Origin of the sequence: Natrinema halophilum (genome assembly GCF_013402815.2) — an archaeon.
Lineage (GTDB): Archaea > Halobacteriota > Halobacteria > Halobacteriales > Natrialbaceae > Natrinema > Natrinema halophilum.
On sequence record NZ_CP058601.1, the window covers coordinates 844351 to 857700 of the forward strand.

Here is a 13350-nt window from a genome sequence, read left to right on the forward strand (position 1 = left end):
GCCTCCGTGTGACAACGTAGCTCACACTCCGTCGCGTCTTCCGAATCATCGTATCCTACTCCGTGCCTGACGAACACGCTCCCGAATCGGTTATCCTGGTCCGCGCGGGAAGATTCCAGGGAGAACCCGCTTACTCGACGCTATTCTTTGCGTAGTATAAAAGCCTTCGCAAAAACCAGGGTCTTCCGGACAGTAGTCCGTGACGTCAGATGCATATTTCACCAGATCGTGTCATCGAGGAACGTGATTGGGTCGCCGATCGAGCGGAGACAGTCGTCGCGCTCATCAACGACGTCCGCGCGGATCTCGGCGCTCGTTTCGACACTGAAGTAGACGCAGTCACCGAGACCCAATATCGCGAGGAAGTCGATATCGTCTTTGCAGATGGCGATTTGGCCGTCAACGTCGCCGCCATGGTTGCGATCCTCAAAACGCTCGACGTCGAGGGAGATTATCCCGGATTCGTCGTGGACGAACTACTGGGCCGAGAACTGGCCGCGACGATCGCTGGTACGCAACCGTTGCGGACCCTCGGCGAGGCCACCTTTCACTACGTCGACGTCAACGTCCACGGCGGCGAAGACGAAAACGCAGGCATCGACGACTGCGAGGCCGCACTCGCTGCCGGCTTCCAGGAGCGACTCCCCGGTTGGGACTGGACTGAACGCGAGAGTCCGTTCAGCGTAACGTGATCGCGATGCCCGCGGCAGACCGGTTCGAGATCGATCACCGCTGGATCGACGCGACCCCTGGCAGTGATTGGTCGGTGCCCTTCGAGCCGGTCGGATTTCCAGCAGTCTCGAGTGCAGAGATTACGAATGACAAGCCCTCCGCATCGTTCGTCCGAACTAGCAAACGCGGATGGAACCGTCCGCTGTCGGGCACTTTTTATTCGCTCCGCCGGTAGGGTTGGTTCAGTGAGCGACCCTGAGTTCGGACACCGAACCGAAACCCTCCAGCAACCGTCGCCCGAGGCCGCCCGCGATGCGATCGCACGCGGAATCGACCGCGGTGCCATCGTCACGGTGTATGGCCGCTGTACCGTCGACTACGACGGTCGTGCCACGAGCTATCTCGAGGCGGGCGATCGCCACGTCATGCTCAAACCCGACGGGGCTGCGCTGGTCCACACCGCCGAGGGCCAGCAACCGGTCAACTGGCAACCGCCGGGATGCGATCACGACGTCTTTTGCGAGGACGGACACATCGTCATCGAAAGCCTCCGGACGTCGCCGGACGAGCAACTCCGGGTGCGATTTCAGAACGTCCTGCAGGTATCGGCGTTCGCCGGCTCCGACGAGACGGAACTTGCCCTCGTCGGGACCGAAGCGGATCTGCGCCGGCGTATCCTCGAGGAGCCGGATCTGCTGGAGACCGGCTTCATGCCGCTGGCGACCGAGCGCGAGACGCCAGCGGGAGCGGTTGACATCTACGGCGAGGACTCGACGGGGCGTGCCGTCGTCGTCGAACTGAAGCGCCGCCGGGTCGGTCCCGACGCGGTGAGCCAGCTCCGGCGCTACGTCGACGCGCTCGAGCGAGACATGCATGCCGACGCCACCGTCCGCGGGATACTGGTGGCTCCGTCGGTGACCGACCGTGCGAATCGGCTGCTGAGCGATCACGGCCTCGAATTCATCTCTCTCGAGCCGCCGGACGAGTGAACGCCTGACGTCACCGATTGCGGTAGTCGACTCGGCCGACGAGTCGTCGCGGCGCTACGCCGGATACGTTCCTTCGAGTTTCGCCTGCTCGAGGACGTGACCGTCGATCGCCGACTCGAGGTCGTTCGCGTCGGCATCGGATTCGAGTTCGACCGTCGTATCGAGAGCGAACAGTCTGAACCGGTAGGTGTGCTCCCTGTCCGGCGGGTTCGGGCCGCCGTAGCCCCGTTCTCCGAAATCGTTCATCCCCTCACGCGCCTCGATCGGGTCCCAGCCTTCCGGGATCGTCCCGGTTTCCGGCGGGACGTTCCAGAGGACCCAGTGGTCCCACACCTTTCCGGCGGGTTCTCTCGCGTCGGGGTCGTCCACGATCAGCGCGAGCGACTCGGCGTCGTCGGGAACGGCGTCGATTTCGAGTGGCGGATTGGTGTTGTCTTCGGCATAGCCGTACTCCTCGGGGATGCGTTCGCCGTCGTCGAACGCAGGACTCTCGAGTGTCGTCGATCCCATGTCGGTCGTCACCTCGGATGAGTTGCGCTCAACCGTTCGCTCACGAGGCAGAAGAAACTTTCAGCTACATTTTGCGACAGTACTTCGAATTGTGACCGACGCCGCTAGAGTCGGAGTCCGCGGGCCGGCCGAATACCGGCCTCGCGGCGGTGAACGGCTACCGTCGAACCGTGAAAATGATGATTCCGAGCGCCAGAAGCCCGACGCCCCACCACCACGATTTCCCCGGCAGATACGCCAGCAGCAGTGTGACGATTCCCGAGGTGATGAGCGACCAGCCGATCGTCGTTCGATAGGTCATAGGGAAATGCCCACGCCAAGCCGGTTGTGTGTTGTGCCGGGCCATGCAGTTCGGTGGGCCAATGGCTGGACTTTATCTCTCGCCGGGAGACCGTTCAGACATGGGGCAAATTCCGACGATCCGTCGCTTCCGCCCGGCGGTCGCCGTTCGGATTCGTAAGCTACAGAAACCGCCATGCGAGACGCCGGTGCCTACGTCGAGGACCTAGCTGACGAGGACCTGGAATCCGTCACCGAGTCATTTCTCGAGGCAGGTGGCGAGCTTATCGTGGGGGAGATCGAGGGACGAATCGTCGCGATGGGTGCGTTTCGCCCCGTCGACGAATCGGAGTCTATCACGACGTACGTTCGCGGTCTCGACGACGCGGCGGTCGAGGTGACTCGAATGCGCGTCGCGCCTGACTCGCAGCGCCGCGGCTACGCAGGACGGATATATCGGGAACTCGAGCGGCGCACCCGGTCGCCAGGATCTACACGGGCCGTCCTCGATACGAGCCGAAACAAACCGCGGTTCGCAGGCTGTCCGAGACGGAAGAGCTCGAAGCAGTGTGCCGCGAGCGGGTTGAAAAATTCGACGATCCCTTCGAACAGATCGTCTATCGGAAATCGATCGTCGACGACGGGTGATCGGTCCTCATTCCTCGAGTAACCGCTTCAGCCGGTCGAGTTCGGTCAACGCTTCGACAGGAGTGAGGTGTGCGAGATCGAGCGCGCGGAGTTCGGCTGCCACCTCCGGCGGGACGTCGCCGGCAGCCGGTACTTCCTTCGAGTCGGCCGGCGCACTGGCGGGTGATTTACCACCGTCCGCAGTCGCCGTTGCAGGTGACTCGCTGTCGGGGTCGAAAGACGGTTCACTGCTCGAAGTAGCCTCGATCGGGTCTGCGTCATCGCTCGCCTCGAAACTGTCACGGGCGACGGATCCTGTGTCATTCGAGGCGGGCGAAACCAGCTCTCGCGCACGATCCACGACGGAGTCGGGAACGCCGGCTGCGGTCGCGACTTCGACGCCGTACGAACCCGTCGCCGCCCCCGAGGCAATCTCGTGGTGGAAGACCACCTCGTCGTCGTCCTGGCCGACCTCGAAGTGAAGCGAAAAGGCCGCTTCGAGATCGTCTGCAAGTTCGGTCAGCGGGTGGTGGTGGGTGGCAAAGAGCGTCGTCGCGCCGACCTCGTCGTGGATGTGTTCAGTGATCGCCTGTGCGATCGCCATCCCGTCGGCCGTCGAGGTGCCTCGGCCGACTTCGTCGAGCAAGACCAGCGAGTTCTCGTCGGCCTCCCGAAGGATAGTTGCGAGTTCGTCCATCTCGACCATAAACGTCGAGCGCCCGCCCGCGATATCGTCGCTGGCGCCGACGCGCGTAAAGATTCGGTCGACGGGTGAAAGCCGCGCCGCGCTGGCAGGCACGAAGCTTCCCACCTGTGCCAGCAGTACGATCTGAGCGACCTGTCGCATGTACGTCGATTTCCCCGACATGTTTGGGCCCGTAATGACGGCCAGGCGACGATCCGTCCCGAAGCGGGCGCCGTTGGGAACGAACGACTCCTGTGTCCGCTCTACGACTGGGTGGCGACCACCCTCGATCTCGAGAACCTGACTTCCATCTCGCTCGAGGATTTCTGGGCGGCAGTAATCGTACGTGGCTGCGACCGTCGAAAGCGAAACGAGCGCGTCGAGCGACGCGAGCGCCTCGGCAAGCGACTGGATGCGTTCGACCTCGTTTGCGACCTCACGGCGGACGTCGCAGAACAGTTCGTATTCACGCCTGTCGGCGCGCTCTTGGGCTCCGACGATCTGGTCTTCGCGTTCTTTGAGTTCCGGCGTGACGAATCGTTCCGAGTTTTTGAGTGTCTGTCGACGCTGGTAGTTTTCGGGTACCAACTCGAGGTTCGGATTCGTTACTTCGATGTAGTAGCCGTGAACCGAATTGTGACCGACCTTCAGGGAATCGATTCCGGTCCGATCTCGTTCGCGCTCCTCCAGGTCGTCGATCCACTGCTTGCCGTCCCGCGCTGTCCCGCGCAGGTCGTCCAGGTCGTCGTCGTACCCTTCGGCGATAATCCCGCCGTCGGTGATCTCGATCGGCGGGTCCGAGACGATCCCGTTGTCGATCAATTCGCGGACGTCGCTCAACGGATCGAGATTCTCGTAGAGTCGCCGCAGTCGATCGCAATCCGCGTCGGCGAGTTCCTCGCGAACGTCGGGCACGACGGCGAGCGTGTCACGAAGCGAGCGCAGGTCTCGCGCGTTCGCCCGTTCTCGGGAGATGCGCCCGATAAGCCGCTCGAGATCGTAGACCTCTCGTAGGCGATCGTGAAGCCGTTCGCGGGTCTGGACCGCGCTCGTGAATTCCTCGACGGCGTCGAGTCGCGACTCGATTCGGTCGGGTTCGAGCAGCGGCCGCCGGAGCCAATCGCGGAGTTTTCGACCGCCGAGCGCGCTGGCGGTTTCGTCGAGGACGCCGACCAACGTCGCATCATCCCGTCCGTGGACGGCACGGGATTCGAATAGCTCGAGGCTCCGTAGCGCAACCGCGTCGAGCAACAGGTATTCTCGCGGATCGTATCGAGTGAGGTGGGTGAGATAGTCGAGGCGTGCGTCATCGTCCGGGTCAGATCGATTGACATCCCCGCTTTCGTCGTCGCGTCGCTCATCGCCGCGTTCTCCCTCGTGTTCCCCACCGCGGACGTACTCTGCGTACGAGAGGAGCGCACCGCAGGCTCGAATTTCGGCGTCGCTTGCGAGCAGCGTTTCGGGATTTCCGAAGTACGCCGAGAGTTTCTCGCTGGCCAGATCTCGATCGAAAACGCTCTCGTCGTACGGCGAGACCATGCAATCGTCCGGGAACAGCTCAGCGGTTGCGTCGGGACCGACAACAGCCTCCGCGGGTTCGAACCGGCTCACTTCGTCGGCGACCGCCTCCGGCGATGATGAACTCGTCGCGAGAAAGTCGCCCGTCGAAACATCGAGGAGCGCGAGCGCGAATTCGTCGTTCGCGTCGTTGGTACCCGATTCGCTCCCGCGGGCGACTGCTGCAACGAAATTGTTGTCGTCGCTCGTCAACAGTTCGTCCTCGGTGAGCGTCCCGGGTGTGATAACGCGCGTGACGGCGCGCTCGACGACGCCCGGGGACTCCCCCGGCTCCTCGACCTGATCCGCGACAGCGACCCGATAGCCCGCTTCGAGCAGTTCTTCGATGTACGACTCGGCATTGTCGATCGGGATGCCGGACATCGGGTATTCGCCGGTGCTATCCTCACGGCTGGTCAGTGCGATCTCGAGCAGGCGTGCAGTTCGTTCGGCTGCGCCACAGAACGTCTCGTAGAAATCACCGACCTGAAAGAGAACGATCGCGTCGTCGTAACGCACACAAAGGTCGTGATACTGGCGCATCATCGGCGTCAACTCGTCGCGTTTCTCGGCCATCGCGTCGGGCGGGCCAAGCGCCGGATCCATACCTAAATTCCGCCGTCCGATGCGGAAATACCTTGCTGGATACGCCGCTCGTTGAGCTACCCACGACTGAAGTCGTGGGATTCAGCGTGGACTCCCGTTCTGGCCTCAGTTGCGGCAGGATAACCCACCTGTTCGGTCACCTGATTGTCACGAAACGGACAAAACGTATTACGATCCACGACACAGTGGGGAACGATCGGTATGGATCGGGATTCGTCCACCGTGGCACGCTTGCTCGCCGTTCTCGCGGCTGCGATGCTCCTCGGCGGCGGGCTCACGGGCGTCGCAGCGGGTGCCGGACCGGGGCTGTCGAGTCCATCCACTCACTCACTCGGCGATGGGCTCCTCGGTACGGGCGAGACGACGAAATCGATCTCGTTTGGCCTCGAAGATACGACATCGACACTGGAAAATACCACGGAGACCACGTCCGACGGACGCGAGAATACCACGGAGACCACGACCGACGGGCTCGAGAACGCCACTGATACTACGACTGACGGGCTCGAGAACGCCACTGATACTACGACTGACGGGCTCGAGAACGCCACTGATACTACGACTGACGGGCTCGAGAACGCCACTGATACTACGACTGACGGGCTCGAGAACGCCACTGATACTACGACTGACGGGCTCGAGAACGCCACTGATACTACGACTGACGGGCTCGAGAATACCACTGATACTACGACCGACGGGCTCGAAGACACGACCAGAAATTTATCGAATCCTGACGGATCGGTCGATACAGCGATCAACGAGACGTCTGGAACCGTCGACGGGACCGTCGATACGACGACGGGAGCCGTCAATTCGACGCTCGACGAGACTGGTTCTACGGTCGAGTCCGTCGGCGGTAGAATGGTCACCGTCTCCGCCGAAGTCGATGCCGGAGTCGATGCCGGAGTCGGATGGACAACCTCGGGGGCCGACCGCGACGACACGCGGCAAATCGGAACGCCGAGTGCAGACAGGAACGGCGACGAATCCGCTCCGACCGGGGTTCCCGGCGCCACTGAAACGGCGACGGACGCGGTGTTGGTCGGGCTGCTTGGGGCAATTAGCGTTTCCGGGGCTGCGGTGGGCGGCACCAGCGCGTCCGGTGCAGCAAGCGGTGCAGGCGGTGTAACCGCCAGTTGGCTGACCCAGAACCGAGGTATCCGACATCTGCAAGGGGCTGGGTCCGCAATTCCCTGGAAGATCCTCCCGCTGTTCAGATACAGCCAGTACGACGACTCGGACCCGCTCGAACACGATGGCCGCCGGAAAATTTACGAGACGATCGAAACCGACCCCGGGTGTTATCTCTCTCAGGTGAGCGACCGAGTCGACATTCCGCTTTCGACAGTTCGGTACCACGTTCGCATTCTCGAAGACGAATCGCTCGTAACCGGTGTCAAGGTCAACGGGAAGCGGCGCTACTTCCTCGACGCGGACGGCGCCGAACTCCGAGCTGCCCTCGCCGAACCCGCAAAGCGCGACGTTCTCGAGGCACTGGCGGCGCTCGGTCGCGCACACAACGGCCAACTCGCCGACGAACTCGACCGCGACCCGAGTACGATCTCGCACCACCTCTCGGCGCTCGAGGACGACGGACTGGTCGCCCGCGAAAAAGACGGGCGATCGATCGCCAACGAACTCCCGGCACAGGTCGAGGCGGCGCTGGTCGACCAGACGGCGGCGGCTGTCGACTCGCGAACTGCGCCGGCAGACGACTGACCGCCGCATGCGGGACCGAACCCCGGTGGTCACGGGTCTCTGTCCGCGATATCGAAGTACAACTCCGCGTGGTTCGAGCAACCGGGGTTGAACGCGGCGCCGCAGGCCGGACAGCGGTAGTCGGACTCGAGGTACTCGGGAACGGTGAGTTCCCCGTCACAAACGCCGCACAGAACCGACGGCTCGTCGAACCGATCCCTCGGCCAGGGGACGGCTTCGTGCCCCGAGACGGCCTCGTGGCAGCGGAAACAGGGATAGTACCGCTCGCAGCAGGCGAACTTGAACGCGACGACGTCGCTGTCGGTGCGGTAATGAGAACATCGCGTCTCGGAATCGACCTCGACGCCATGGACTGTGTGATCCGTCATGGAAGCGTGCGCCAGCCGATCCGTCGGGCGCTGGAACCTTCGGCGTTGTGACTGTTCGAGCTGTTCCACGATGAAACCCGACCCTATCGATAGGAGGGTCGGCTATCGACGATATCTTCTGACTCGACTGATATCTCGAGTGACACGTAGTCACCGAGCGGCCGACCGTGTGTTTCCGACGGAGTTCCCAACCGGTCTCGGCCCGGTTTTGTCGAAAAAGTGACGACGAAAGGTGGTTGTTGTGAGGCGGACAACCCTCGAGATGAAACCGGTGGTGATCGAAACCGTTCCGGTGGCACCCGGTCAAATGAATCAAGACTGATCGGCTTCTATCTGACACGTATTCGCTACTCGGTCCGCGATTGGACGACCGGTCTCCAGGGAGGCGGAGACCCGACAGCGAATGATCCAACAGTCAACGACGGTGGCGAGACGTCGGCCCAAGCGCCGCCACCGATGCAGACGGCTCTCGCCCTCCCTCGTCGACACCAGCATCGCCGACTCCCTTACTCGAACTGGGCGGTGTCACCGCGCCGGTACCGGTCGACCCGCCGATAGCCGTGGACGGTGGCATCGGTGTCGAGTTCTATCTCGTACCGACCGATGATGTCCTGGGTGTCGGGGACGGCGCGGCGTTCGACGACCTCGACGACTGCGCGCCAGCCGTCGTCGGTCGGGGAGATTTCGCTGACGCCGTCGAACTCGTGGCCGATGAGTTGACCGGCGGTCGACTGGACGGTCTTGCGAACGGCGAGGACCCCTGCAATCTCCTCGTTGTCGGTCTCGACGTCCGCATCGACCTCCTCAGGATCGGTCATCTCTTCGGCGGTCATATTGACCGTCCCGCGGGATCGTTGCTCCTCGACGTTGCCGCCTTCGGCCTGTTCGTCCGTCTGTTCTTCCTCTTGGGCTGCCTGACTGTCGTTCACTGTTGGATCACTCTCGTCGTGTTGGTAGCAAAAGCCGTCGTCTTGAGCCGGTCGTGAACAGCGCTCGCCGTCCTCGGTGAGGGCTTTGCACTGCTCCCGTGATTGGGTTTCGGCTTCTGCCATTTTTCTTGATTCGGTTCGCTGTGTGACTCCTGTGTCCCTTCGATCGCCTCCGGTTTGGTCAGATGGTCTCGGTGATCTGCAATCGCAATCCGTCGATGCTGTCGCCGTCTTCGCCCGCAATCTTCGGTGCGAGCACATCCGTGAAAACGTGGATCAGCGTCTCGTCGTCGAACTCGCCGTTCCCGTCGTGCCCGTCGAAAACGGCCAGTCCCTTCGCAGCCGTAATCGCTGCGCGGGTCCCGACGACGATGTCGAGTTCGTCGCGGAGCGCTCGCGTCTTTTCCACGATAGTCTCGATATCAGCTTCGGAGAGGGTGACGTGCGCGCCGACGATCTCTCGTTCGGTCTCCTCGTCATAGTAGTCGACGCGGACACCGATGAACCGATCCAGCAGCGCATCCTGTTGCTCGTGGACGCCCGCGTACTCCACGTCGTTCGACGTGAGGATCGCCCGAAATTCGGGGTGAACGTCTATCGTCCGGTCCTCCCCCCGTTTGCCCGGCCGTTCCAGGACGCCTTCCTCGAAAACCGAGAGTAAGACGTTGTGAGCGGCGGGATCGCTGCGCGAGAACTCGTTGTAGACGAGCGTCGCGCCCTCTCGCACCGCGACCGAGAGCGGGTTATCGACCCAGCGTTCGCGGACGATCTCCGTCTGTTTGCTGACGCCGCCGACGAACCGGTCGTCCTCCTTGTAGCGCTCCCCGCCGGCGTGAGAGCCGACGAGTGCGGCGGTGTCGACCGCCTCGTCGCCGTTCAGCCAGACGACTGGCCGGCCGCGCTCTGCGGCGGCGGACAGCGCGAGCGCCGTCTTGCCACAGCCCGTCGGTCCGATCAGGTGCACCGGCTGGTCCGCCTCGAGCCAGCCGCCGATCCGATCGCGCAGTGATCTGATGGCATCCGTCTCGATGAACGGCTCGGGGACGACGTCCGATGGATCGCCAAGGGGACTGTCGCCGTTGCGTTCGCCGGCGTTCGATGCCGTTCGCGCGAGCTCTTTCTTCGCTCTTCGACCCTCCTTCTGCTCGCGACTGTCCGTGATCTTCCGACCGCGGACCTTACGCTTGCGCGAAGCGTCGTCGGCCATGTAGAGTTATTCCGTTGCCGATTTCGGCGACGATTCAGGGCGGGGCTCGACCTCGAGCTCCTCGAGTTCGTCGAGATCGCCTTCTGCCGTGGCTTGCTCAATTTTTGCGATCTCCTCCGCGTAGTGAAGGAAGGTGTCGACCGATGCGACGACGACGCGGGCTTCGATCGTCAGCAGCTCGATCCCGACGACCGAGATCCGGGCCCAGACGTCGATGACGACACCCTTGTCGAGGACGCGGTCGAGTACTTCCGCGAGGCTGGAGGAGTCGGGTCGTCGTTGTGGTTGTGCCATACACCGATCGTTCATCGGCTGCTCGTAACACGGCTTGGGCTGCGATGGCAGGCCGACCGGCCCGCAGCAGCCCACAGCGCCGATTTGCCGGCACTTAGGCCCCGGGTCCGTTGTCGACACCAGGAACCCCAATCCGACGGATGGGTCCCACAGGCTGCCACTGCAAGCACCACCGTAACCCGCTACGCCGACGAATCGTCAGTGACGATACTCGAGTGCTCGTCGCGGCGTTCAGTTGGCTATCGCGGAGAGCACACCTATCGAAGACCCATGGCATCCAGTTGCCCCATCACCGGCCGAGACGTGTCACGCACGCGTTTGTCAAGACCAGGGACTCGGCTTCGAATTCGTAACGAGGGACTCGGCTCCGAATTCGTAACGGGCCTCGATTACCGGGTTCGAACCAGTAACGTGATACTTCCATGCACGTACAGCGAGTGATCCACGATGAGTAACCGGTACGTCTACGGCGTCGTCGAGTCGGATACCGTCGAGTTCGAGACGGAAGCGGTCGCCGGCGCGGACCGCGTCTACACGATTTCCCATCGGCGACTCGGTGCGGTCGTCTCGGACATCGACACCACCGATCCCGAAGAGACCGACGAAGATGCACAGATTCACGACGATGTCCTCAGGGAGATCATGGACTACGACGGCGGAACGACCATCGTCCCAATGCAGTTCGGCATGGCCTTCGAAAGCGATCGTGCGCTAAAAAACGTCCTTCGCGGAGCGCGACCGGCGTTCCGACGGGCGCTAAACGATATCGAGGGCAAGATCGAACTCGGCCTCAAACTCGTTCGCGAGGAGGACACCGATATCGACCGCGAGGCGATCGAGACCGAGGTCGCCGACCACCTCGAGCCCATCGCCGCACAGTCCGTCGAGAACGACCTGTTCAGCGATCGTCTCGTACTCAACCGCTCGTATCTCGTCGATGCGGACGAGCGAGAGTCCTTCGACGAAGCGGTCGCAGAATTCGAGGACGATCACGACGAACTGATGGTCCGGTACACGGGGCCGTTCGCGCCCTACAGTTTCGTCGACGTGAAAATCGGAGCCCAGTAATATCCATGTTCATCCTCGATGACCTCCTGTTTCGCCCGTTCGTCGGCATCGTCGACGCACTCCACTCCATCGCCCTCGACGAGATGTACGACGTGGAGGCCCTCGAGGACGATCTAAAGGAGAACCAGCTGCTGTACGAACTCGGCGAGCGCTCCGAGGAGGAATACCGTCGCCGCAAGGAAGAACTCGAGGCGGAGCTCGAAGCCGCTCGTGATGTACACGAACGGCTCTCGAGCGGGCGTGTAGAGGTGAAACGATAAATGAGCGATATCAATCCCGACGACGACCGCGACGAATCGGACGACGACCGCACTCCCGACGATCGATTCACCGACGAGAGCGGCCACTGGCTCTCGAGCCTGCTGTCTGCGCTGGAATCGTTAGACTCCGGCTCGATGTCGCGTTCGGGCCGTCGGCGGGGCGATCGAACGATGTTCGATTACGACATCTCGATTCAGACCGGGGACGACCTCCCGGCGGACGATTCGCCGTTCAGGCGGGAATCGTTCGGTGAGAGACGGAATCAGGACGATAACCGGTCACGAAAGCGTCGAATTCGATCGTCAACTCCCTCGACAGACCACAACGTGGCCACCCGGTCTTACGACGACGAAATGATCATCACCGCGGACATCGACGGCGCCGATCCGGACGACGTTACAGTCGGTTTCGACGATTCGGCGCTCGTAATCGCCGTCGAAGAGGTCGAACTCGATCGCATCGAAGTCCCGTGGCGGGAGACGACGTCTCAGGCGACGATCAATAACGGCGTACTCACAGTCCAGATCGGCGCAGCGACGACAACGACCGAAGGAAACGGTGAGACGGAGGACGACGAATGAGCACCGCCGAGTCCGACGACGAGACGTTCGACGCGCTGCTCGAGGACGCGGAAGCGAGTCTCGATCGACTCGAGGAGACGCTCGGCGAGAGCGACGCTCTGGACGACCTCGACGACGATACCATCGAGACGGTCGTGGGTGACGTCGACAACCTCGTACGGGTCACCGAGGAAATACTCGAACTGCTCGAGGCGATGGACCTCAGCGATCTTCCGGACGCGATCGATGGAGATGAGCTTCTGGATGCGATCGATATCGGCGAGATTCCCGACGTACTGGCGAACGAAGACGAGGGTGTGACCGAGCTCGTCGACTTCACGGAGCTGTTCGAGGCGATCGACCTGCTGAACGCCTGGAACGCCACGGATCTGACCGAGGTCTGGCAGGAGAAAAACGAACTGGACGATGCCCTGACGGATCTCGAAGACGGCGACGTCGCCGGGATGGTCGAAGACGCGGTGTCGGACGTCACAGATGACGGCGGCGACGGGTTGCTCGGAGACGACGAGGATGGTGTCCTCGACACGGGGATGGATGCCGCGACCGCGACCAAGGAAACGCTCGGCGACATCGACGTCGCGGAAGACCCGGAGGCCTACCAGATTGCGATCCAGCAGCAGGCGATGCGGGGGATCGACGCCTTTCGGACGGCGCTACTCGAGACCCACGAGACGTTCGAGCGGCTCTACGAGTTCAACCGCGAGAAGATGCGCCGGCAGGACAAGAGTACGAACTCACGGAATCCGACGGCCTCGTCGACGATGCCGATGGATCGACTCGACCTCGGCGGCGGTGCCCGCTATTCGACGGTGCCACAGGAGGTCAAACTCTCGACGGCACCAACCCGGAAGCGAATCTACGGCCGGCGGTTCGAGATCGAGCGGGAACGACAGCGGAGAACCAACGATGACTGATCCACCGATACAACGACAGCGCGGCCGCGTGGTAAGCCCGACGACTGATTCGGAACCGAAACCGGTTGCCACCGGAGGTGA

Annotated in this window: 15 protein-coding genes; 8 read left to right on the forward strand and 7 right to left on the reverse strand. The window is 62.5% G+C overall.

Annotation, left to right across the window (positions count from 1 at the left end):
* Positions 1-209 precede the first annotated feature (209 nt).
* Together HYG82_RS24870 and nucS are read left to right on the forward strand one after the other, a co-directional pair.
* A complete protein-coding gene (locus HYG82_RS24870; protein ID WP_179259811.1) occupies positions 210-692 on the forward strand; it encodes a DUF7984 family protein in 483 nt (160 codons plus the stop codon).
* 225 nt (positions 693-917) lie between these two features.
* Positions 918-1661, forward strand: coding sequence for an endonuclease NucS (nucS, locus tag HYG82_RS24875; RefSeq protein WP_235217818.1), 744 nt, complete (start codon positions 918-920; stop codon positions 1659-1661).
* Between the two features lie 54 nt (positions 1662-1715).
* Here the strand turns inward: nucS and HYG82_RS24880 are convergent, their stop codons facing one another.
* Both HYG82_RS24880 and HYG82_RS24885 read right to left on the reverse strand, forming a co-directional pair.
* Positions 1716-2171: a YbhB/YbcL family Raf kinase inhibitor-like protein gene (locus HYG82_RS24880; protein WP_179259813.1), complete on the reverse strand. Its 456-nt coding sequence runs from the start codon at positions 2169-2171 to the stop codon at positions 1716-1718.
* 157 nt (positions 2172-2328) lie between these two features.
* Positions 2329-2472, reverse strand: a complete 144-nt coding sequence (locus tag HYG82_RS24885) for a hypothetical protein (RefSeq protein WP_179259814.1) — start codon at positions 2470-2472, stop codon at positions 2329-2331.
* A gap of 174 nt (positions 2473-2646) precedes the next feature.
* Here HYG82_RS24885 and HYG82_RS24890 point away from each other — a divergent pair, with 174 nt between their 5' ends.
* The gene (locus tag HYG82_RS24890) at positions 2647-3120 is read left to right on the forward strand and encodes a GNAT family N-acetyltransferase (RefSeq protein WP_235217819.1); all 474 of its coding nucleotides are present in this window, start codon (positions 2647-2649) and stop codon (positions 3118-3120) included.
* On the opposite strand, the gene mutS is transcribed toward HYG82_RS24890, so the two are convergent.
* Positions 3106-5925: a DNA mismatch repair protein MutS gene (gene mutS / locus HYG82_RS24895; protein WP_179259815.1), complete on the reverse strand. Its 2820-nt coding sequence runs from the start codon at positions 5923-5925 to the stop codon at positions 3106-3108. The genes HYG82_RS24890 and mutS overlap by 15 nt on opposite strands.
* 201 nt (positions 5926-6126) lie before the next feature.
* On the opposite strand from mutS, the gene HYG82_RS24900 reads away from it, so the two are divergent.
* Positions 6127-7647, forward strand: coding sequence for a helix-turn-helix domain-containing protein (locus HYG82_RS24900; protein ID WP_179259816.1), 1521 nt, complete (start codon positions 6127-6129; stop codon positions 7645-7647).
* Positions 7648-7676: 29 nt separating this feature from the next.
* On the opposite strand, the gene HYG82_RS24905 is transcribed toward HYG82_RS24900, so the two are convergent.
* From HYG82_RS24905 to gvpA, 4 genes are all read right to left on the reverse strand, one after another.
* Positions 7677-8015: a CHY zinc finger protein gene (locus HYG82_RS24905; protein ID WP_179259817.1), complete on the reverse strand. Its 339-nt coding sequence runs from the start codon at positions 8013-8015 to the stop codon at positions 7677-7679.
* Positions 8016-8521: 506 nt separating this feature from the next.
* On the reverse strand, positions 8522-9067 hold the full coding sequence (gene gvpO, locus HYG82_RS24910; RefSeq protein ID WP_235217820.1) for a gas vesicle protein GvpO, halophile-type: 546 nt from the start codon (positions 9065-9067) through the stop codon (positions 8522-8524).
* Between the two features lie 58 nt (positions 9068-9125).
* Positions 9126-10151, reverse strand: coding sequence for a gas vesicle protein GvpN (gene gvpN, locus HYG82_RS24915; RefSeq protein ID WP_179259818.1), 1026 nt, complete (start codon positions 10149-10151; stop codon positions 9126-9128).
* A gap of 6 nt (positions 10152-10157) precedes the next feature.
* Complete coding sequence (gene gvpA / locus HYG82_RS24920; RefSeq protein ID WP_179259819.1) at positions 10158-10445, reverse strand: gas vesicle protein GvpA; 288 nt, start codon at positions 10443-10445, stop codon at positions 10158-10160.
* Between the two features lie 447 nt (positions 10446-10892).
* Between gvpA and HYG82_RS24925 the strand changes: the two genes are divergently transcribed.
* From HYG82_RS24925 to HYG82_RS24940, 4 genes are read left to right on the forward strand one after another with little or no spacing between them, the layout of a single operon-like run.
* On the forward strand, positions 10893-11513 hold the full coding sequence (locus HYG82_RS24925) for a GvpL/GvpF family gas vesicle protein (protein WP_179259820.1): 621 nt from the start codon (positions 10893-10895) through the stop codon (positions 11511-11513).
* Positions 11514-11518: 5 nt separating this feature from the next.
* Complete coding sequence (gene gvpF, locus HYG82_RS24930) at positions 11519-11773, forward strand: gas vesicle protein GvpF (RefSeq protein WP_179259821.1); 255 nt, start codon at positions 11519-11521, stop codon at positions 11771-11773.
* Positions 11774-12355: an Hsp20/alpha crystallin family protein gene (locus HYG82_RS24935; protein ID WP_179259822.1), complete on the forward strand. Its 582-nt coding sequence runs from the start codon at positions 11774-11776 to the stop codon at positions 12353-12355.
* Entirely contained in the window at positions 12352-13269 is a 918-nt protein-coding gene (locus tag HYG82_RS24940; RefSeq protein WP_179259823.1) for a hypothetical protein, read from the forward strand. The genes HYG82_RS24935 and HYG82_RS24940 overlap by 4 nt, the downstream gene beginning before the upstream one ends.
* Positions 13270-13350: the final 81 nt, after the last annotated feature.

Excerpts from the sequence above, each read along its gene's own strand:
- HYG82_RS24870 (WP_179259811.1), top strand. The coding sequence starts at position 210 with ATGCATATTTCACCAGATCGTGTCATCGAGGAACGTGATTGGGTCGCC.
- HYG82_RS24880 (WP_179259813.1), bottom strand. The coding sequence starts at position 2,171 with ATGGGATCGACGACACTCGAGAGTCCTGCGTTCGACGACGGCGAACGC.
- HYG82_RS24885 (WP_179259814.1), bottom strand. The coding sequence starts at position 2,472 with ATGACCTATCGAACGACGATCGGCTGGTCGCTCATCACCTCGGGAATC.
- HYG82_RS24890 (WP_235217819.1), top strand. The coding sequence starts at position 2,647 with ATGCGAGACGCCGGTGCCTACGTCGAGGACCTAGCTGACGAGGACCTG.
- mutS (WP_179259815.1), bottom strand. The coding sequence starts at position 5,925 with ATGGATCCGGCGCTTGGCCCGCCCGACGCGATGGCCGAGAAACGCGAC.
- HYG82_RS24900 (WP_179259816.1), top strand. The coding sequence starts at position 6,127 with ATGGATCGGGATTCGTCCACCGTGGCACGCTTGCTCGCCGTTCTCGCG.
- HYG82_RS24905 (WP_179259817.1), bottom strand. The coding sequence starts at position 8,015 with ATGACGGATCACACAGTCCATGGCGTCGAGGTCGATTCCGAGACGCGA.
- gvpO (WP_235217820.1), bottom strand. The coding sequence starts at position 9,067 with ATGGCAGAAGCCGAAACCCAATCACGGGAGCAGTGCAAAGCCCTCACC.
- gvpN (WP_179259818.1), bottom strand. The coding sequence starts at position 10,151 with ATGGCCGACGACGCTTCGCGCAAGCGTAAGGTCCGCGGTCGGAAGATC.
- gvpA (WP_179259819.1), bottom strand. The coding sequence starts at position 10,445 with ATGGCACAACCACAACGACGACCCGACTCCTCCAGCCTCGCGGAAGTA.
- HYG82_RS24925 (WP_179259820.1), top strand. The coding sequence starts at position 10,893 with ATGAGTAACCGGTACGTCTACGGCGTCGTCGAGTCGGATACCGTCGAG.
- gvpF (WP_179259821.1), top strand. The coding sequence starts at position 11,519 with ATGTTCATCCTCGATGACCTCCTGTTTCGCCCGTTCGTCGGCATCGTC.
- HYG82_RS24935 (WP_179259822.1), top strand. The coding sequence starts at position 11,774 with ATGAGCGATATCAATCCCGACGACGACCGCGACGAATCGGACGACGAC.
- HYG82_RS24940 (WP_179259823.1), top strand. The coding sequence starts at position 12,352 with ATGAGCACCGCCGAGTCCGACGACGAGACGTTCGACGCGCTGCTCGAG.